The 20,194-nt window shown below is 44.6% G+C and carries 14 protein-coding genes; 4 read left to right on the top strand and 10 right to left on the bottom strand.

The genetic code is table 11. The features are described from left to right. The first annotated feature begins 213 nt into the window (after positions 1–213). From GB992_RS02275 to GB992_RS02265, 3 genes are all read left to right on the top strand, one after another. Entirely contained in the window at positions 214–903 is a 690-nt protein-coding gene (locus GB992_RS02275; protein WP_161001044.1) for a prepilin peptidase, read from the top strand. Between the two features lie 113 nt (positions 904–1,016). Continuing rightward, positions 1,017–1,370, top strand: coding sequence for an ArsR/SmtB family transcription factor (locus tag GB992_RS02270; protein ID WP_161001043.1), 354 nt, complete (start codon positions 1,017–1,019; stop codon positions 1,368–1,370). Between the two features lie 6 nt (positions 1,371–1,376). Next, positions 1,377–3,056 (top strand): oleate hydratase, encoded by a 1,680-nt coding sequence (locus GB992_RS02265; protein WP_161001042.1) that lies wholly within the window; start codon positions 1,377–1,379, stop codon positions 3,054–3,056. Positions 3,057–3,712: 656 nt separating this feature from the next. Here GB992_RS02265 and rpoC read toward each other — a convergent pair. From rpoC to GB992_RS02230, 7 genes are all read right to left on the bottom strand, one after another. Then, the gene (gene rpoC, locus GB992_RS02260) at positions 3,713–7,369 is read right to left on the bottom strand and encodes a DNA-directed RNA polymerase subunit beta' (RefSeq protein ID WP_161001041.1); all 3,657 of its coding nucleotides are present in this window, start codon (positions 7,367–7,369) and stop codon (positions 3,713–3,715) included. A gap of 41 nt (positions 7,370–7,410) precedes the next feature. Beyond that, complete coding sequence (gene rpoB / locus GB992_RS02255; RefSeq protein ID WP_161001040.1) at positions 7,411–11,043, bottom strand: DNA-directed RNA polymerase subunit beta; 3,633 nt, start codon at positions 11,041–11,043, stop codon at positions 7,411–7,413. A gap of 265 nt (positions 11,044–11,308) precedes the next feature. Then, positions 11,309–11,899 carry a TetR/AcrR family transcriptional regulator gene (locus GB992_RS02250; RefSeq protein WP_161001039.1) on the bottom strand — a complete coding sequence of 197 codons (591 nt, stop codon included), beginning with the start codon at positions 11,897–11,899 and terminating at the stop codon, positions 11,309–11,311. Between the two features lie 207 nt (positions 11,900–12,106). Then, a complete protein-coding gene (locus GB992_RS02245; RefSeq protein WP_161001038.1) occupies positions 12,107–14,605 on the bottom strand; it encodes an ATP-dependent Clp protease ATP-binding subunit in 2,499 nt (832 codons plus the stop codon). A gap of 75 nt (positions 14,606–14,680) precedes the next feature. After that, a complete protein-coding gene (locus GB992_RS02240) occupies positions 14,681–15,154 on the bottom strand; it encodes a CtsR family transcriptional regulator (protein WP_017262637.1) in 474 nt (157 codons plus the stop codon). Positions 15,155–15,270: 116 nt separating this feature from the next. Then, positions 15,271–15,930, bottom strand: a complete 660-nt coding sequence (gene tenA / locus GB992_RS02235; protein WP_161001037.1) for a thiaminase II — start codon at positions 15,928–15,930, stop codon at positions 15,271–15,273. A gap of 249 nt (positions 15,931–16,179) precedes the next feature. Beyond that, the gene (locus GB992_RS02230; RefSeq protein WP_161001036.1) at positions 16,180–17,178 is read right to left on the bottom strand and encodes a D-2-hydroxyacid dehydrogenase; all 999 of its coding nucleotides are present in this window, start codon (positions 17,176–17,178) and stop codon (positions 16,180–16,182) included. 222 nt (positions 17,179–17,400) lie between these two features. Between GB992_RS02230 and GB992_RS02225 the strand changes: the two genes are divergently transcribed. Further along, the gene (locus tag GB992_RS02225; RefSeq protein ID WP_161001035.1) at positions 17,401–17,787 is read left to right on the top strand and encodes a hypothetical protein; all 387 of its coding nucleotides are present in this window, start codon (positions 17,401–17,403) and stop codon (positions 17,785–17,787) included. A gap of 106 nt (positions 17,788–17,893) precedes the next feature. Here the strand turns inward: GB992_RS02225 and GB992_RS02220 are convergent, their stop codons facing one another. The 3 genes from GB992_RS02220 to GB992_RS02210 all read right to left on the bottom strand — a co-directional run bounded on the left by GB992_RS02220 (position 17,894) and on the right by GB992_RS02210 (position 20,012). Further along, on the bottom strand, positions 17,894–18,811 hold the full coding sequence (locus tag GB992_RS02220; protein ID WP_161001034.1) for an EamA family transporter: 918 nt from the start codon (positions 18,809–18,811) through the stop codon (positions 17,894–17,896). A 38-nt stretch (positions 18,812–18,849) separates the two neighbouring features. Beyond that, positions 18,850–19,239, bottom strand: coding sequence for a hypothetical protein (locus tag GB992_RS02215; RefSeq protein WP_161001033.1), 390 nt, complete (start codon positions 19,237–19,239; stop codon positions 18,850–18,852). Positions 19,240–19,442: 203 nt separating this feature from the next. Continuing rightward, positions 19,443–20,012 carry a hypothetical protein gene (locus GB992_RS02210; protein WP_161001032.1) on the bottom strand — a complete coding sequence of 190 codons (570 nt, stop codon included), beginning with the start codon at positions 20,010–20,012 and terminating at the stop codon, positions 19,443–19,445. Positions 20,013–20,194 lie beyond the last annotated feature (182 nt).

Raw genomic sequence — 20,194 nt, 5'->3', positions numbered from 1 at the left:
TTTCCAGTATGATTGCTGTTTTAGCTCCAGCCGCCATGGATGGCAGACACTTTCACAAAAAAGCACCTTTAATAGAATATCATCCCCGTCCATATGCGTCAAGGTTTCAACACGAAAAAAGCTAGTTCGATCGAAGTTTTTAGATAATGGACGAACATCACAGATCTCTTTACGTATGTTAAGACAAGACCAATAAAGGACGGTGTTTTTATTATGCCATACATCATCTTCAGCATCAGTTTCATTTACATTACGCTTTTTGTTTCTGCCATCATGTGTATCAGCACTAGGTTAGCTAATAACCGACCCGTCATGTTCGCGCGATCACGGTGCGATCAATGTGCGAAACACCTACGCTGGTGGCAGCTTATTCCCTGCCTCGGATGGCTACTTCAGTTAGGACGGTGTCCCGACTGTCATCAACCAATCTCTTTCACCTACGCACTCGCAGAAAGTTCAGTCGGTTTGCTTGGCGCGCTCATCATCCATTCCAATCCTTTTAATTCGGCTGTCAGTCTAGTCGTTTTTAATTTAATCCTGCTGGCTTTGGCTTGTCAGGACGCTACACACCTAGCTATCTCTGCGTGGCCAATCGTGGCTTTATTAGTATTAGCACTGATTCGTCATCAGTTTAGCTGGTCAAAATTGCTGATGGTAACAACAACATATTTAGTATCGCTTTATTTTATCCACCGATTTCAATTTATGGGCAATGGAGATGTTGACTGCATCGCCGTGCTGTCTTTAATGTTTCCAATACAAGTGGCTATTGCCAGTATCCTGTTTGCATCATTAATCGCCTTGACTCACTTCTATCTGAACCATCAACGCTCAAATCGACTCCCTTTTATCCCGTACCTTTTTAGTGGTCTAGTTATCGTCCAACTGTACGCTTTTATTTGATAATTGGCTGTTTAACCGGGTCAAGCAAACGTTTTGTAAGCGGTTGCAATGGTGACTCATTCGCGTTACTATATTCATGTAGTTAAATGTATCGATAGAGTGAGGTGATCTTTATGAGTGAAACGACATTACCGCAAGGTCGGCAAAAGGCTCTTGACGAGTTCATTAGTAATCTTGACTTGTTGAACACACTGGCCGATCAAAATCGGCAGCGCTTAATCATTTTATTAGGTGCTCATTTGAACACCGGTTTAACTGTTACTGAATTGACCTCACACATGAGTCTTTCACAGCCAGCAGTATCACATCATCTCAAAATTTTGCGACAAGCTGGCCTCGTATCCACCACCCATGAAGGCCTTAATCATCGGTATCACCTAACCGTAAATGACGCGTTAGATCAAGTTGGTCACTTGTTAAATACGATTAGGAACAGTAATAACTCGGCTCAACAAACAAAGGAGTGAGCGAACATGGCACAACATGCATACATGATTGGTACAGGAATTGGTAACTTAGCAACAGGAATTTACCTCATTCGCGATGGCGGTTGGCACGGTGACCAGATCACCATGTACGGTCTTGAAACCCACGGCGCAAATGATGGTGATACAGTAACCGGCTACGAAAATGAGTACGGTAACAAAGCCTTGAAAAACAGTCAGGGTTACCTTGCCAAAGGTGGTCGAATGCTCAACGAAGAAACCTATGAGAACTTGTGGGATCTCATGCGTTCTGTTCCGTCACTGGATCACCCTGATCAATCTGTGACTGACGAGATTTTAGCCTTTGACCATGCACACCCAACTCACGATGTTGCCCGGTTGATGGATAAAGTAAATGGCATTCGTAACAAAGGCGACGAAAATGATTACCGCCACATGCAGTTTGACAACCGCGACCGCTACCTTCTGACAAAACTAATGTTGATGCCGGAAAGCAAAGAAGAACGACTGAATGATATCGGGATTGATGAATGGTTTGCTAGTTCACCACACTTCTTCACTACTAACTTCTGGTACATGTGGCAAACAACTTTCGCATTCAAACGTCAAAGTTCAGCGATGGAATTGCGGCGCTACATGAACCGTATGATCCTTGAATTTAGTCGTATTAACACACTCGAGGGTGTTACTCGCACACCTTACAACCAGTACGAAAGTCTTATTTTGCCCATGCGCAAGTTCTTAGAAAACCATGGCGTAACTTTCATTAATAATCGTAAGGTTACGGCGCTCAGCTTCAAGGACACACCAATGCGTGACGATATTATTGTTACCGGCTTCGATTACGAAGAAGTTGATGGCGATCATCAAACCGGCCACGTTGACGTTAACGAAGATGATTTTGTCTTCGACACTAACGGTTCCATTACCGACAGTTCTTCGTTTGGAGACATGGATACCCCACTGAAGGAAAGCCACGAATATGCGCCCAGTGCAGCCCTATGGAAGCAAGCTTCCGAGCACTTCTATGACCTTGGTCACCCAGATAAATTCTTTAATGACCGAGAACAAAGTGAATGGATGAGCTTCACAGTCACTAACAATGACCACAAACTACTTAATGAAATTACCCGAATCACTCAACAACAACCCGGTAATGCATTGAATACTTGGATCGATAGTACCGGATTGATGTCAATTGTGGTTCATCATCAACCTCATTTCCACGCACAAAAGGAAAACGAAACCGTCTTCTGGGGTTACATTATGTATCCTCGACGGTGTGGTGATTACGTCAATAAACCATTCATTGAAATGACTGGTCGTGAAATTCTCACTGAACTTATTGGGCACTTAAACGAAGTTGATGATAGCCGTGACAAGATTGGTGATCACGTTGACGACATTATGGCATCAACCGTCAATGTCATTCCTGTTTACATGCCATATGCCAGTGCCCTTTTCAACCGCCGTGCGGTTGGCGACCGTCCACTGGTTGTACCAAAGCACAGTCACAACCTCGCCTTTATCAGTCAATTTGCTGAAATGCCATTTGACATGGTATTTACGGAACAATATTCATTCCGCTGCGCACAGCGTGCTGTATACACGTTCTTAGGCATTCCGTTGAGCAAACTGACACCGCTTCACCACTATGAAAAAGATCCGAAGGTCATGGCCCGTGCAACCAAGACAATGTTCAGATAATTAACCTTGTATCAAACAAATCAGTTCACAGCCTCTATGATTTGGAGGTTGCGAACTGATTTGTTTATTCTTGTGGAGCGCCGTTACGTCGACCAGAAACGCCGTTCCACGGGACCGGTCTCAGACTCTCGAAAACCGAGTGTCTTCGACCTCGACTTTGAGCCTTCATACCCCGAAGTCTCCAAGCTCGTCCTGCAATACTACGCGGGCACAAAACGCCCACCAACTATTGCCTTCGCGGAACTCAGTTTCTGGTCGACTTCACTCTTCTATAAAGATGCTACCCCCTAATGATAATTAGTGATGCAAACGTTAATGACTTACAATTGCAGACTATTCGACTGAGTTTTTGATACTTATATACAAAATGGAGCTGAAGGGCGTCAAAACTGAATGCAAGCCGTGAAAGTGTTGTTAATCAGGCTGATTTGTGCCGGATTTACAACATCGGACGGTCGGTAAGACGTGGTTTGCGGCTTAACGGCGAGGTGAAAGACTCCGATTTTCAGGAAGCTTGAACCGGTCCCACGGCGGCATTCAGTTTTGACAACCGCAAGCGTCAGTTAATTACTATGTACAAAAAGGCCTGCTAGACAAATTGTCCGGCAGACCTTTTTCGCGATTCGAGAATCAATAATTACACGGATAGCAACCAATTACTTAGTGCTTGTGTTCTTAGCGTCCTCTTCACGCATTTTCTTTTCTAAGTCACTAATGGAATAAACGCCTTCGGTACCAGTTACTTCAGCTTCTTTAGGCTGAATCTTCCGGTAATCTGGCATCCCAGTACCAGCTGGAATGATCTTCCCGATAATAACGTTTTCCTTTAACCCAACAAGTGGGTCGTTCTTTCCACGGATAGCAGCGTCGGTAAGAACCCGCGTTGTTTCCTGGAATGAAGCGGCTGATAAGAAACTGTTTGTTTCCAGAGCGGCTTTGGTAATACCTAAGATCACTGGACGACTAGTTGCAGGAATACCACCGGCAACCAATGTCTTCGTGTTAGCATCCTTAAAGTCAGCAATGTCCATCAACGTCCCTGGCAACATATCAGTGTCACCTGGATCCATGACACGAACTTTCCGCATCATCTGACGAACCATGATTTCAATATGCTTGTCGGCAATCCCAACACCTTGCATCCGGTAAACACGTTGAACTTCACGTAACAGGTAGTTTTCAGTAGACAGAACATCGCGGACCTTCAGCAATTCCTTAGGATCAATTGACCCTTCGTTCAATGCTGAACCACGGTGGATAAAGTCACCTTCAGCAACACGCATCCGCGCACGTAATGGTAACGTGTATGAACGTGTTTCGGCTTCACCTTTAACCGTGACTTCCTTCGTTCGTTCAGCCGGATTTTCTTCGATTGAGACAACCGTCCCAGTCACTTCAGTAATCTCAGCTTTACCTTTAGGGTTCCGTGCTTCAACAATTTCTTGAACACGAGGAAGCCCTTGGGTAATATCATCACCGGCAACACCACCAGTATGGAAGTTACGCATGGTTAACTGAGTACCAGGTTCACCGATTGACTGAGCAGCAACAGTACCAACTGCTTCACCAACTTCAACCTTGTCACCAGTAGCCATGTTACGACCGTAACAACGTTCACAAACACCATGTTTCGTGTTGCAAGTGAAGGCTGAACGAATCACAACTTCTGTTACGCCAGCATCAACGATGGATTGAGCAACGTCTTCATCGATCATCTGGTTAGCCTTAACTAAGGTCTCACCAGTCTTAGGATGTTTAACTGACTTCATTGCGTAACGACCAAGAATCCGTTCGTACAAGGATTCGATCATTTCATTACCGTTAGTAATGGCATGAATCGTCAAACCACGGTCAGTACCACAGTCCTTTTCACGAATGATAACATCTTGCGCAACATCAACCAGACGACGAGTCAAGTAACCAGAGTTGGCAGTCTTCAAAGCCGTATCAGTCATACCTTTACGGGCACCATGAGTAGAAATAAACATTTCCAACACAGAGAGACCTTCACGGAAGTTTGAAACGATTGGCAATTCCATTGTTTGACCGTTAGGCGCAGCCATCAAACCACGCATCCCGGCTAACTGAGTAAAGTTTGAAATGTTACCACGAGCACCGGAATCACTCATCATAAAGATTGGGTTATTCCACTCCATGGAGTCAACCAGTTGTTCCTGAATATCATCCTTAGCAGTGTTCCAAACGTCAATAACACGTTGGTAACGTTCGTCATCAGTAATTAAACCACGACGGAACTGCTTAGAAATCGTAGCAACTTGTTTACGTGCATCAGCAACGACATCATTCTTCGTCTTCAATGTTGAAATATCAGCAATCCCAACCGTCAAACCAGAGTTAGTAGATTCGTAGTAACCCAAATCCTTCATCCGGTCCAATAGCAGTGAAGTAGCTGTTACCTTGTAACGCTTGTAGACTTCAGCGATGATATCAGCCAAGAAGCCCTTCTTGAATGGATCATTCAACGGTTGATTACTCAATACAGATTTCAAGTCAGTGCCAGGTTCCAAGAAGAACCGGTCATCGATACCGTCTGTCAAGTTGTCACTCGTTGGTTCGTTCAAGTATGGGAATTCGTCAGGCAAGATGGCGTTAAAAATCATCTTCCCAACAGTCGTAATCAAGATGCGACTCTTTTGTTCATCAGTAAATGGCTTAGTTGGCATTGATGAAGTTTGCACACCAACACGGCTGTGTAAGTGAACATACCCATTTTGGTAGGCCACGCGGGCTTCGTTCAGATCTTTAAAGATCATGCCTTCGCCTTCACGACCAGCTTCTTCAGTAGTCAGGTAGTAGTTACCGATAACCATATCCTGAGAAGGTGTAACCACTGGACGACCATTGGCAGGTGCCAAGATGTGTCCGGCAGCCAGCATCAGCAAACGTGCTTCAGCTTGTGCTTCGTCTGATAACGGAACGTGGATGGCCATTTGGTCACCATCGAAGTCAGCGTTATAAGCTTCGCACACAAGTGGGTGCACACGCATCGCTTTACCAGAAACAAGTACTGGTTCAAATGCCTGAATCCCAAGACGGTGCAAGGTAGGGGCCCGGTTCAATAGAACTGGGTGTTCCTTGATAACATCTTCCAGAACATCATAAACATCGTTATCCTGACGGTCGATCTTACGACGGGCATTCTTGATGTTAGAAGCAAGGTCGCGCTTAACCAACTCTTTCATGATGAATGGCTTGAAGAGTTCCATGGCCATTGGCACAGGTAACCCCATTTGGTTCATCTTCAAAGTTGGGCCAACATCGATAACAGAACGGCCAGAGTAGTCAACACGTTTACCAAGTAAGTTTTGACGGAACCGTCCTTGCTTACCCTTCAACATGTGAGACAGTGACTTCAACGGACGGTTACCAGGACCGGCAACAGGACGACCACGACGACCGTTATCAATTAACGCGTCAACGGCTTCCTGCAACATTCGTTTTTCGTTTTGCACAATGATACCAGGTGCATTCAAGTCTAACAACCGCTTCAAACGGTTGTTACGGTTGATAACACGACGATATAAGTCGTTCAAATCAGAAGTGGCAAACCGACCACCTTCCAATTGAACCATTGGCCGTAAGTCCGGTGGAATAACCGGAACAACGTCCATAACCATCCAGTCAGGACGGTTACCGGATTGAATGAAGGCTTCCAAGATGTCTAGACGACGAACGGCACGAGTCCGTTTTTGACCAGATGCATCCTTTAACTCTTCCTTCAATTCGCTGGCTTCTTTATCCAAGTCAACAGCTGCCAGCAACTTACGAATTGCTTCGGCACCCATTTCAGCTTGGAATTCGTTACCATATTGCGCTTTCTTTTCACGGTATTCACGTTCAGATAACAACTGCTTGCGTTCCAAAGGCGTGTTGCCTGATTCCAACACAACGTATGAAGCAAAGTAGATGATTTCTTCAAGTGCCCGTGGGCTCATGTCAAGAACCAAACCCATACGGCTAGGAATACCCTTGAAGTACCAAATGTGGGTAACAGGAGCAGCTAATTCAATATGCCCCATCCGTTCACGGCGAACCTTAGAACGAGTAACTTCAACACCACAACGGTCACAAACAACACCCTTGTAGCGAATCCGTTTGTACTTACCACACGCACATTCCCAGTCTTTTGTTGGTCCAAAAATCCGTTCATCGAACAAGCCATCACGTTCAGGCTTTAATGTCCGATAATTGATGGTCTCAGGCTTCTTAACTTCACCATATGACCAGCTGCGGATTTTGTCGGGCGACGCAAGCCCAATCTGCATGCTTTCAAATTTGTTGACATCAATCAAAGGATTGACCTCCTTATTAGTTTCAATGGTGACGGTTCACACTACTCGTTTGTGGTGTTTCCTGACTCATTAGCCGGTGTAGTTGCTGGCTGTGCAGGAGCTGAAGCTGAGTTCGTGTTTGCACTAGCATCGTCTGACTTGTCGTCAACCGGATGTTCAGCAGCGTACTTACTCAATGCATCAACATTCACAACGTCATCTTCATCATCGTCCATGTCACGCAGTTCAATTTCTTGTTTGTTATTGTCAAGAACCTTCATGTCCAAACCAAGCGCTTGTAATTCCTTGACCAACACACGGAAGGATTCAGGAACACCAGGCTTCGGAATTGGATCGCCCTTAACGATGGCTTCATAAGTCTTAACACGGCCAACCACGTCATCTGACTTGTAGGTCAGGATTTCTTGCAACGTGTAAGCAGCACCGTAAGCTTCCAAAGCCCAAACTTCCATTTCACCGAAACGCTGACCACCAAATTGCGCTTTACCACCAAGTGGCTGTTGCGTAACCAGTGAGTAAGGTCCGATGGAACGTGCGTGAATCTTGTCGTCGACCATGTGGGCCAACTTCAAGTAGTGCATAACACCAACGGCAATTCTGTTGTCGAATGGTTCACCAGTACGGCCATCGTACAGAACGTACTTGGCATCAGCTGGCATACCAGCTTCTTGAACGGCATCCCAGATATCCTTATCCTGCGCACCATCGAAGACAGGCGTAGCAACGTGGATACCTAATTTACGAGCAGCCATTCCCAAATGCAGTTCCAGCACTTGACCAATGTTCATACGGGAAGGCACACCCATTGGTGAAAGCATAATGTCAATTGGTGTTCCATCAGGCATGTAAGGCATGTCCTCTTCAGGAATAACAATTGAAACAGTCCCCTTGTTACCATGACGACCGGACATCTTGTCACCGACCTGAATCTTACGTTTCTGGGCGATGTAGACACGAACCATCATATTAACACCAGGTGATAATTCATCCCCGTTTTCACGAGTGAAGATCTTAACGTCCTGGATAATACCGCCACCACCATGCGGAACATGGAGTGAAGTATCACGAACTTCACGGGCTTTTTCACCAAAGATAGCATGTAGCAAACGTTCTTCAGCAGATAATTCTGTCACACCCTTAGGCGTAACCTTACCAACCAAAATGTCACCATCATGAACTTCAGCACCAATCCGGATAATTCCTTGTTCGTCAAGATCCTTCAAGGAATCTTCACCAACGTTAGGAATTTCACGGGTCATTTCTTCCGGTCCAAGTTTGGTATCACGTGCTTCTGATTCGTATTCTTCAATATGAATCGAAGTGTAAACATCATCCTTAACCAACCGTTCGGAAATCGCAATGGCATCTTCGAAGTTGTAACCATTCCAAGTCATGAAGGCGATCAATGGGTTTTGTCCAAGGGCAAGTTCCCCACCTTCCATGGAAGGACCATCAGCCAAAATTTCATCGGCATCAACCTTGTCGCCAACCTTAACGATTGGACGTTGGTTGTAGTTCTTACCACCGTTTGAACGACGGAACTTCATTAACTTGTACGTGTCCAAAGTACTGTCTTCACGACGAACGCGAATCTGCGTAGCATCAACGAATTCAACAGTTCCGGCAGCCTTACTGATTAAAGCAACACCAGAGTCATGGGCAGCCTTATATTCAATCCCAGTACCAACAAGTGGTGCATGAGGATCCAACAAAGGAACAGCCTGACGTTGCATGTTGGCACCCATCAGAGCACGGTTAGAGTCATCGTTTTCCAAGAATGGAATACATGCGGTCGCAACGGCAACTACTTGCTTAGGCGAAACGTCCATGTAGTCGACGTTGTCGATGGAAGTTTCAATGTTTTCATCTTTTGAACGAGCCAAAACTGTGTCATCAACAAATGAACCATCGTCATTCAATGGTGAGTTGGCCTGGGCAATAACAAAGTTATCTTCTTCGTCGGCAGTTAAGTAGTCGATTCGGTCAGTAACCTTGTGGTTATCCCATGAAACACGACGGTATGGTGTTTCAATAAAGCCATAACGGTTAACCTTCGCATAACTAGACAATGAGTTGATCAACCCAATGTTTGGTCCTTCAGGCGTTTCAATTGGACACATCCGACCATAGTGGGTGTAGTGAACATCCCGGACTTCATATCCGGCACGGTCACGCGTCAAACCACCAGGTCCAAGAGCAGACAGACGACGCTTATGCGTTAATTCACCAAGTGGGTTCGTCTGATCCATGAATTGTGACAGTTGTGAACTACCGAAGAATTCTTTGATTGAAGCAACAACTGGACGAATGTTGATTAATTGTTGTGGCGTTACTGTGGCGGAGTCCTGAATGGACATCCGTTCACGAACAACACGTTCCATCCGTGATAAACCAATCCGGAATTGGTTCTGCAGTAATTCACCCACAGAACGAATCCGACGGTTACCCAAGTGATCGATATCATCAGTTGAACCAATACCTTCTTGCAAGTTGAAGAAGTAATTGATGGAAGCAATGATGTCAGCAGGTTGAATGGTGTGGTTCTTTAAGTCGATATGACCGTTACCAATCATGTTCACAACTTGTTCAGGATCTTTCTTAGAGAAGACCTTGATCATTTGAACATTCATTGGTTCCGTCACAACGGCTTCATCAGAAGGTGTGAACGTTACCGACTTAAAGTCTTCCTGATCCAGATATGGTGCCAACTTAGCCATAACGGTCTTGTCGATCACAGTACCCTTTTCAGCAATGATTTCACCTGAGTCAGGATCAGCCAACGTTTCCGCTAACGTCAAACCTAACAAACGGGTGTGTAAGTCTAACTTCTTGTTTAATTTGTAACGACCAACTGGTGCAGTGTCGTAACGTTTTGGATCGAAGAAGCGCGCCGTCAACAGGCTCCGTGAAGAGTCAGCTGTCTTAGGTTCACCAGGCCGTAACCGTTCGTAAATATCCTTCAAGGATTCTTCGACACGTGAGTCATCGGAATTCTTGTGAATATCCTTTTCCAAGGTCGACATGATGCCGTCGCTATCACCCAAGATTGAGATGATCTCGTCGTCAGAACCATAACCCAAAGCACGAACTAATTCGGTCATTGGAATCTTACGAGTCCGGTCAATCCGAACGTAAGAGATTTCTTTAGCATCGGTTTCGTATTCCAACCAAGCACCGCGGTTAGGAATGACAGTTGCGCCGTAAACTTCACGACCATTCTTGTCTTCGTCTTCCGTGTAGTACACACCAGGGGAACGAACCAATTGAGAAACGATAACCCGTTCAGCACCATTGATAATGAACGTCCCCTGATCAGTCATCAGTGGGAAGTCACCAAAGAACACGTCTTGACTCTTGATTTCACCAGTTTCGTGGTTGGTCAAACGTAAAGTAACGTGCAGTGGTGCAGAATAGTTGGCATCGTGTTCACGTGCTTCATCCACGGTGTACTTTGGTTCGAGTAACTGGTAGTCAACGAATTCCAATGATAAGTTTCCTTGGAAATCATCGATTGGCATGATGTCGTCGAACATGTCACGCAAGCCTTCGTCCAGGAACCATTGATAAGAGTCCGTTTGGATTTCAATCAGGTTCGGTAAATCAAGAACTTCCTTGATTCGTGCGTAACTTCTGCGGGTACGGTGTTTGCCGTATTTAACTAAATGCCCTGCCAAGTTCTTCACTCCTTCGAAATGATTTTCCAGTGAATAAGTCCTCATTTTAGTGTTACAGTTTCATTACAAATGACCTACAACCCTGTTTTTGGGCATAAAAAAGGCAAAAGCACCATTTCTTTTAAAGTTTAAATGAAAGCTGCTTTTGCTTCTCTATAAAGGCCTTGACGGACAATAGATCGCCAAGACGATTTTTATTCACAGTGATATACGATTAATAATATACTCGGTTTTGCTAAATGTGTCAACGAGAAACGCTCAACTTTTATTTCTCTGCCACACCAAACAAAATCAGGCGTAGCAGCACTTGAATGTGCTCACGCTGACTCAAATTTGCACCACCCAGTTGGTGAAACTTAGCAAACAGTGGTGCCAAACTGGTGAGGTAAAAATTAGCTGCCGTTGCCGGATCAACCCCGTCACGTAAAACCACTTTATCAGACTTAAAAAAGCGGATGATGGGTTGCAAATAATCCTGTGCAAACAATCTGCCAAGCTGAGCCTGATTCTCAGGACGCAGATATTGAAAGCTACCATGAATCAAGCTAAACGCATCACGTGGATGAATGGCGACCATTGCGGCTGACATATCTGTCAGGATTTCAAGCCCATCCCCTTTGTTAGCATCTAAAATTTGATTCATGTTTGCTGCTAACTCACCACCAACAGTTTCGATCACCTGCACAAAAATCAATTCTTTGTCGGCAAAGTGATGGTACAGTGCCGGTTGGGTAATGCCTGCTGCTGTCGCAATGTCACGCGTGGATGTGTCCGCATAGCCCTTTATTAAAAATTGTTTGCGAGCTGCCTCCAAGATTTTTTCTCGAGTGGCAGCCAACTGCGCCTCACGACTCATATTTTCACCTCATCGAGCCGTTCGTCAACATCTACGCACGGCTTCGTCTTTCCCTAATCTCCACCAGTGTGCCTGTTCTCCGCATAAAATGCAATTTTTACAGACGCGTTTAGAACACAAAAACGTTTATCGAGTTTTCCAACTCGACAAACGTTTTTAAAATGGTTCAATAACTGCTCACTAGCAATTATTAATTAGCAACCAAGACTACTTAGAACCAACTGCCGGTTTCTTGACAGGTTGTTCCTTAGTTGTAACCGTAATCTTACCAGCCTTAGCACCAACTGTAACAGCAGCATTTGTCTTTATTTGACCAGCAATCAATGCCTCACTCAGCTGATCTTCAACCTGAGTCTGTAATGCGCGTCGAATTGGACGAGCACCATACTCAGGATCAAAGCCAGCATCTGCAACGACATCAATGGCAGCTGGCGTAATTTTAACTTTAATGCCCTGTTCAGCGATTCGTGCCAACACATTGCCAGCCATAATCTTCACGATTTCGTGTAATTCTGGCTTCATCAATGAGTGGAAGACCACTGTTTCATCAATTCGGTTCAGAAATTCTGGACGGAACGTTTGACGCAGGGCTTGTCGAATCTTGTCTGACATTGCGGCGTAGTTGTCTGTCGCGCTAGTTGCACCGAAACCAACTTCTTTATCGTCACGAACAGCTGTGGCACCCAAGTTAGAGGTCATGATCAAAATCGTGTTACGGAAGTCAACCTTGCGGCCCTTAGAATCGGTTAAGAAACCGTCATCAAGAACTTGTAACAACAAGTTAAAGACTTCAGTATCAGCCTTTTCAGCTTCATCCAAGAGGACAACTGAGTACGGTTTGTTACGAACTTGTTCGGTCAATTGACCACCTTCATCATAACCAACGTAACCAGGCGCAGCACCGATCAAACGACTTGAGCTAAAGCGTTCTTGATATTCAGACATATCCACACGAATCATGTTATCTTCTGAACCGAACATCGCTTCAGCTAACGCTTTGGCGAGTTCCGTCTTCCCGACCCCAGTTGGTCCAAGGAACATGAACGAACCAATTGGACGGTTAGGATCTTTCAAACCGGAACGAGCACGACGAATGGCACGGGAAACGGCTGAAATAGCCTCGTCCTGACCAACCACACGTTTGTGAAGCACCTTTTCAAGGTTCAGCAAACGCGCTTCTTCATTCTTCTGCAACTGCGTTAATGGAACACCAGTCCACTCAGAAACAACTTCAGCCACATCTTCTTCGCCGACTTTTAGTTCATAATGCGGCTGACCGGACAACTCTTCGTTATCTTGATCGTCCATCATCTTGTCGACACGTTTGCGCAAGGCCATTTCCTTTTCACGCAATGCGGCAGCACCATCGAAATCTTGGTTTTCAATCGCGGCTTCCTTCTGTTGACGCAAGTCGTCCAACTTGTCTTCCTGTTTAGCCAACTTGGTCTTGTGACCAGACGCATCAATGCGAACTTTAGCTGCTGCTTCATCCATCAAATCAATTGCCTTATCAGGTAGGAAGCGTTCCGTAATGTACCGAGAGGACAGCTTAACCGCTGCTTCAACTGCATCATCAGTGATTTCAACTTGGTGATGTTCCTCATAACGGCTCTTCAAACCCTTTAAGATTTCCGTTGCTTCATCTTCCGTTGGTTCGTCAACCTGAACGGTGGCAAACCGACGTTCCAGAGCAGCATCTGACTCAATATACTTTTGGTATTCGTTTAGCGTAGTCGCCCCAATGGTTTGAAGTTCACCACGAGCCAACGCTGGCTTTAAGATGTTGGAAGCATCAATCGCACCTTCAGCACCACCGGCGCCAATCAACGTGTGCAATTCATCAATGAACAGCACAACATGACCATCGTTGTAAATTTCTTCAATGACCTTCTTCAAACGGTCTTCAAATTCACCACGATATTTAGTTCCAGCAACCAGTGATCCCATGTCCAACATCATCAACCGTTTGTCGGCCAAATCGTCAGGCACATCACCAGCAACGATTTTCTGGGCTAATCCTTCAGCAATCGCTGTTTTACCAACCCCAGGTTCACCAATCAAAACTGGGTTATTCTTGGTCCGACGACTGAGAATTTGGATCACCCGTTTGACCTCTTTTGCACGACCAACCACCGGATCCATTTGCTTGTCAGCAGCTAAGGCCGTCAAGTCACGCGCTAATGAATCAAGCGTTGGTGTGCCTTCTTGCTTATTTGCGTTGTTATTAGCTTTTGCCATCTGTTGACGCCGGCGCGGTGTGTCAGCGACACCTAGCTTACGCAAAATCACTTTACGTGTTTGTGCTAAATCAAGATTTAGTGTCATCAGAATACGCGATGATAGGATACTCTCATCAGACAACAATGCTAAGAGTAAATGTTCAGTCCCAATTTTAGTGGAACCCAAACGTTTTGCTTCATCCCCGGCCAATGTCAAAATGTCCTTGGCCTTCGGAGAATATGGTAAATACGTATCCTTGTCAGCGTTCGTCAGCGTACCGTAACCAGTAAACCGTTCGATTTCTTCACGGACGTCCTCTTCTGTCACGCTAAATTGCTGCAGGACTTTGTTAGCAATCCCATTTTGTTCAATGGTCAGGGCCAGTAATAAGTGTTCAGTACCCACAGCTTGGTGTTTAAAATACTTCGCTTGTTCCTGTGCTAATACCAATACATCTTTAGCACTAGGTGTGAATAAATTGTCCATCTTCTGTCCTGCCTTTCATTAATGCAGGCCTTAATTAACCCCTGCAAATCGTCGTTAAATCAATATTAATAAGCATTAGTCTTCAAAACGAAGGCGGTTGAGCACGCCGATTAGAATCCGGGCGCGCAATGTATTTTCAACTTCGCGGTCGGCAACATTGAGTGTATCTTTATCGATTGCCGAAAGAATAATGTTGGCTTCACGTTCCTTTAACACCCCATCATTAAATAGGGAATTAACTATAGCATATGCATCATGTTGATTGATTGAATCACCAACCACATCGTTCAGTAAATTATCCAACACATCGGCGTCAGCCAGTAAGTTGACCTTTTCAATACGAATATAACCACCGCCACCACGTTTACTTTCAACGATATAACCATTTTGAATGGTAAACCGTGTCTTAATGACGTAGTTAATCTGAGAAGGAACGACGTTAAACTGGTCGGCAATATCCGAACGTCTAATTTCTACCTGCTCAGCATCCTCCAGGATTCCCTTCAGATACTTTTCGATGACATCCGAAATATTTGTTGGTCCTTCCATCATCGCTCACCCCAATCTTTGACTAATATTGACTATATTATACGAAGATTGACGACGATTGCAATTAAAAAGTTTTTTAGTTCACTAGTAGCAACGTCAGCGCGCCACATTAAACCTTATTGCCAATCTTGGTGATCCAAAGCCATCTGCCAAAAATCACGTTCATAATAGGCACTCCGTGAAAAAGCTTTGGCCATTGCATCACGACCCGTTGCATCTGTTTGACGGGCAACTTGATCTGTTAATTTAATTTGCTTCGATACTGGTCCCGTATAGTCATCAGACTGATAACTGTCAATCCACGCTTGAAAAATCGGGACTGGCGAGGTGACTCCTTGTAGTGACGCACCAACATCTGCATATAGCCACGCACATGGCAACAATCCGGCAATAGCTGCCGGTGCACCAGCCTGTGTTAGTGTCCGATACATATGTGACGTGTAAGCATATGTCGTCGGCGCAATTGGTGTATTGATCACATCTTGTTGAGAGATGCCTAATTCTTTAAAGAACGTTTTGCGCGTCGCGATTTCACCATCGTGCAGACTATTCGCCAACTCCTGCAATAACGTCTTGACTGCCTGGTCCTGACTTGCATCCGCTGCCAATTCATGAATTCGAGCAAAGTCACGTAAATAATAATGATCCTGAATTAAATAATAACGAAATGTTGGCAACGTCATGCTGCCGTCGCTTATTTTTTTTATAAACGGATGATGGATGCTTTCCTGCCACACCGTTTGATTTTGCTGATAAACTTGCTGACTAAAATCCATCACAATGACTCCTTGTCTTCCATACTGTATCGATTCTTACCCACAGTCCCACAACAGCAGACTCGATCTATCAAGACTATTATCCTCTTGCAGACTAAAACAGTGAACAATTACATGACTTTAATGAAAGGTTTGCTGCAACATTCATCTTTTAACGATTGTTAGCAAAGTCAAAAAACAACACGCCCAATTTATTATTGAGCGTGTTGCCTATGTTTCTGTCGTCTAATAAAACATCAGACTCATTATCTAGTTAAAGGCCACTACGTTGTCAGCCTTACCAGTTTCAATCAATTGTTTGTTGTTGTTCAAAGCAAATTGAACCATGTTCCGAACAGCAGTGGTGGTATAGAAAGCGATGTGAGGACTTACCAAAACATTTTCGCGTTTCATCAAGTTCTTCAAACGATCGTCAGGAATAGCATCAAAGCTACCGAAGTCTGTGTTGAAAATACCAACTTCGTTTTCGTAAACATCAAGTGCAGCACCAGCAACTTTGCCACTGTCCAAAGCCTTGATCAAGTCATCAGTATCAACCAGATCACCACGGGCAGGGTTCAAGATGTAGACACCATCCTTCATCTTGTTAAAGGCGTCAGCATTTAACATGTGCATGTTTTCCTTCGTTGCAGGAGCATGAAGGGAAATAACATCTGCTTGCTTGTATAATTCATCCAAGGAATCAACGTAGATGCCTTCCTTTTCCAATTCAGGATTGTGGAAAACATCGTAGGCAACGATTTTAGCACCAAAACCACGGTAGATTTGGATGGCAGCGCGGCCAATCCGACCAGTAGCAATAACACCAACCGTTAAGCTGTTTAATTCAGTTGCAATATCTGGAGCCCACTTCAAGTCACCTTTGGCCTGACGGTTCTCGTACTGGGTCGTGTGACGAAGTAACCGCATCAATTCAGTAACCGTAAATTCAGCAATTGCTGCTGGTGAATAGGCAGGAACGTTGGTAACCTTGATGTCGTTACGTTTAACAGCATCAGCGTCAACGTTATCAACACCGACGTTACGTAATGACAGGTTCTTAACTCCCAATTCTGCCAAACGATCCAAAACTGAGGCTGTGTAAGGCTTTTGTTGGTAAACAACTGCCCCGTCAAAGCCTTTTGCCTGATCAACTGTGTCGTCAGTCAACAGATCCTTAACGATTTTAACCTCAATATTTTGATCCTTGGACCATTCTTCTACATATGGACGTTCGTCATCGCGAATGCCGTAAGCAATAATTTTCAATGCAGACACCTCCATGTATATTTAAACTACATCATTAGTATAGCATTAAAAAACGCGTAGTGGCGGCGTTTTCAGGCTTGTGAACCTCACTTTTTGAAAGTTATTTTCATTAATTGCTGGTATCAGTGGCTTCAATCCAATTTTTTATTTTACGATATTATAAGTTTGTTACCTATATCACAACTAAACGCGTTAGAATATAGGTGAAATGAAGGTGATCAAATGCAACAGCTATCTGTTTCCCAGCTTGCCGCTTTAAAGCAGGAATTGCGGACACAAAATCTGCAACAGCGATTTATCATCATCCATCTACGCGATCAGCAACACGGCGCCTTTTACCTCATTACTGATTATCAACGCATCATTGCTCTCAAAACTAAACATAAGCATGTGCAAATTGATATCGTCCAAGACATTTTGCCCGTCACCAATCGACTGGCTTATTGGGCCGTTGCTCAACAGGCCTTTACCGCTAGACCATGGGATCTTGCCCTGCAGCAACAACTGCTCCAGTGCACTAATGCCGTTTTGAACGAAAATCATCATCCTTCTAATACCGATTTCCCGTGGAACGCGTCAGATACATTTGATCATCCAGTTGAGCAATAATCCTGATACATCCTGTTATTCAACAGGTAACGTCAAAACACGTCAATGGACTCTCTTTGAGAATCCATTGACGTGTTTATTTGAATTTGTATATATGATTGAGCGTTTATTCCTCATCACGCTTAGGCGCACGGTAACTGATAGAGAGCATCACCACTGCTAGAATAATCAATCCACCGCCAAGTGCATCAGCCCAAGTAAAGACCGTGTGCAGGACTAAAATTGAAATGACCGTCGCTGCCAGCGGTTCAAAGGCATCCATTAAGCTTGCTGTTGTCGGAGTGATGTATAGCAAACTGACTGAATACATGACAAACGCAATCAATGTACCAAATAGTACGACAGCGCCAATCGATAAAACCGTCTTCGGTGTCAGTGTCGGCACACCAACCCACATTGGTTGAATAAAGTTCATGGCGAACCCACCAATCAATAAGCCCCAGCCATTTACGTTGACCGAGCCAAACGTCGGTAACAGTGGCCGCGGCAATAGTGTACTGGTCGCCACAGCAACCGCCGACATGAGCCCCCAGAACAATAATGCTGGTGAAACGGCTAAATGCGTAATGTGACCATGAGTAACGACAAAAAAAGCGCCTAGCAATGCCAACACCATCCCAATAGTTTCTGAACGTGATGGTAATTGGTGATGAAAAATCACGTAATACACCGTGATTACAATTGGCCCTAAGAACTGCAAGATAGTTGCAATCGCAGCATTGCCATAATGGACCGCTAAAAAATAAAAGTATTGGATAGGAATTAATCCCGCCAATCCAAAAATAATTTGTTGTCCAGCCGTCTTCCATGACCGCCAAACAGCAAAAATATCTTGGTGCCGAATAACGTTGAATAGCAGAAGCAAAAGGCCAGCCAGTGTCATTCGAATCGTCGTCAGCCATGCAGGGGTAACGACGTTATTTTCAAACAACGTTTGGGCGATCACACCTGAGACACCCCACAGCATTGAACCGCCACTGGCTAGCAAGATTCCCGTTAAAATATGTCCATTACGTGTTTCCACAATCTCTCCCCCAACGGCTGGTCATTGGGGCATAGAAATTAAGCATCCCAATGGCGATTTTTCAGTCGGTTACGGCGTTCGTACACAACTGAATACCAGACAATACCGGCAATAATTTCAAGTAGTGCAATGAGACCAACAAAATACCGGACTAACCCCGCTTCAGCGAAAAGTGCCACCAGTAGCACAAATAGTCCGAATACCACGGCTAAAGCTACCGTAATCGATAAAATGAAGCGACCAATACGTTGGTTTCGTTTGTACCAGCCAATGCCAAAGGCCACGCTGTAAACTGCGACAGCTAACCACCACCGCCATAAACTAGCGACTGTAATGTAGTGAATGGCCGGCCAAATCGTCAATAAAATCACACACAAGATCATCAGCAACCAAACAGCAACAGTTGCGCGTTTCGCCTTCTGATTCATTCTGACCATCCCCTTTTGAACATAATAACTTATTATAACCATGAATTAACAGTTAACACAAAGCGAGGAACTCACGAGTGCACGGAACATTCCCCGTCATCCATATAAAAGAGCCATGATATCAATCACATCGATCGTCGACGAATAATTAATAGCACAGCCCAGCTGAGTGAAATTTTTTTACATTTGCCAACTCAATGACATTAAATTTGTCGCGGATCATTAGCGGGTTCAATCTGGCCGTGTAAATGAAGACGGTGAACATGCTGACGATGAGTTGCCCGTTGGCTCTCTGCTAACTTTGCTTGGCTTTTCGCACTTGCTAACTGACTAATTACTGTTAGTAGCTGATCGTTAGATAATTCAGCTAACTGGTGAGCAGTCGCAATTGTGGCTGAATCCCATTGTTGGACTGAGTGGCCAGCCTCTTCATCCAAGACAATTTCCATTAACAATCCAATATTACTAAATAGATGGCTGTGCGCCGTTTTTTCGGCATGATCAAACCAGGCTAACACGTCTTCGCCATCACCTGTCAACACTTGCCGCCGATAAGGTAATTTCATGAGACATTGCAAAAACTCAGAATTATCCAATTGACTAACCGCCTGGGCCGCTGCCAAGTCTTCAACAGCTGGCACCGCCCCTTCGCCGGTCATAATTCCATCTAAGTATGCTAAGTGGCGAATCAAACGAAAATGACGACGATCCTTTCGTTTGACCGTCAGCCACTCATCAAAAACGGTTACCGCATGTTCATGTTTAATATCCACAGCCATCACTTCCTTGGACGCTTTAATCCTAAAGTAACATGGCATCAACTTTCGACCAACTAATCAGTTCCTAAATATACAGCTATGATAGATTGTAAAATTAATCCGAACGCTGTTCGGACAAAAAAGATCAGCTTCCTTTAAAATGGTGTTTACCACAAACCCATCTTTTAGGAGCTGAT

The organism is Furfurilactobacillus milii (assembly GCF_009863985.1).
GTDB classification, from domain to species: Bacteria; Bacillota; Bacilli; order Lactobacillales; family Lactobacillaceae; genus Furfurilactobacillus; species Furfurilactobacillus milii_A.
Note: the sequence above shows the minus strand (reverse complement) of the source record. Positions and strands in the feature narration are given on the sequence as shown.

What these genes read in the sequence shown, in the direction of transcription:
- GB992_RS02275 (WP_161001044.1), top strand. Translation starts at nt 214, where the DNA reads ATGCCATACATCATCTTCAGCATCAGTTTCATTTACATTACGCTTTTT.
- GB992_RS02270 (WP_161001043.1), top strand. Translation starts at nt 1,017, where the DNA reads ATGAGTGAAACGACATTACCGCAAGGTCGGCAAAAGGCTCTTGACGAG.
- GB992_RS02265 (WP_161001042.1), top strand. Translation starts at nt 1,377, where the DNA reads ATGGCACAACATGCATACATGATTGGTACAGGAATTGGTAACTTAGCA.
- GB992_RS02250 (WP_161001039.1), bottom strand. Translation starts at nt 11,899, where the DNA reads ATGAGTCGTGAGGCGCAGTTGGCTGCCACTCGAGAAAAAATCTTGGAG.
- GB992_RS02245 (WP_161001038.1), bottom strand. Translation starts at nt 14,605, where the DNA reads ATGGACAATTTATTCACACCTAGTGCTAAAGATGTATTGGTATTAGCA.
- GB992_RS02240 (WP_017262637.1), bottom strand. Translation starts at nt 15,154, where the DNA reads ATGGAAGGACCAACAAATATTTCGGATGTCATCGAAAAGTATCTGAAG.
- tenA (WP_161001037.1), bottom strand. Translation starts at nt 15,930, where the DNA reads ATGGATTTTAGTCAGCAAGTTTATCAGCAAAATCAAACGGTGTGGCAG.
- GB992_RS02225 (WP_161001035.1), top strand. Translation starts at nt 17,401, where the DNA reads ATGCAACAGCTATCTGTTTCCCAGCTTGCCGCTTTAAAGCAGGAATTG.
- GB992_RS02215 (WP_161001033.1), bottom strand. Translation starts at nt 19,239, where the DNA reads ATGAATCAGAAGGCGAAACGCGCAACTGTTGCTGTTTGGTTGCTGATG.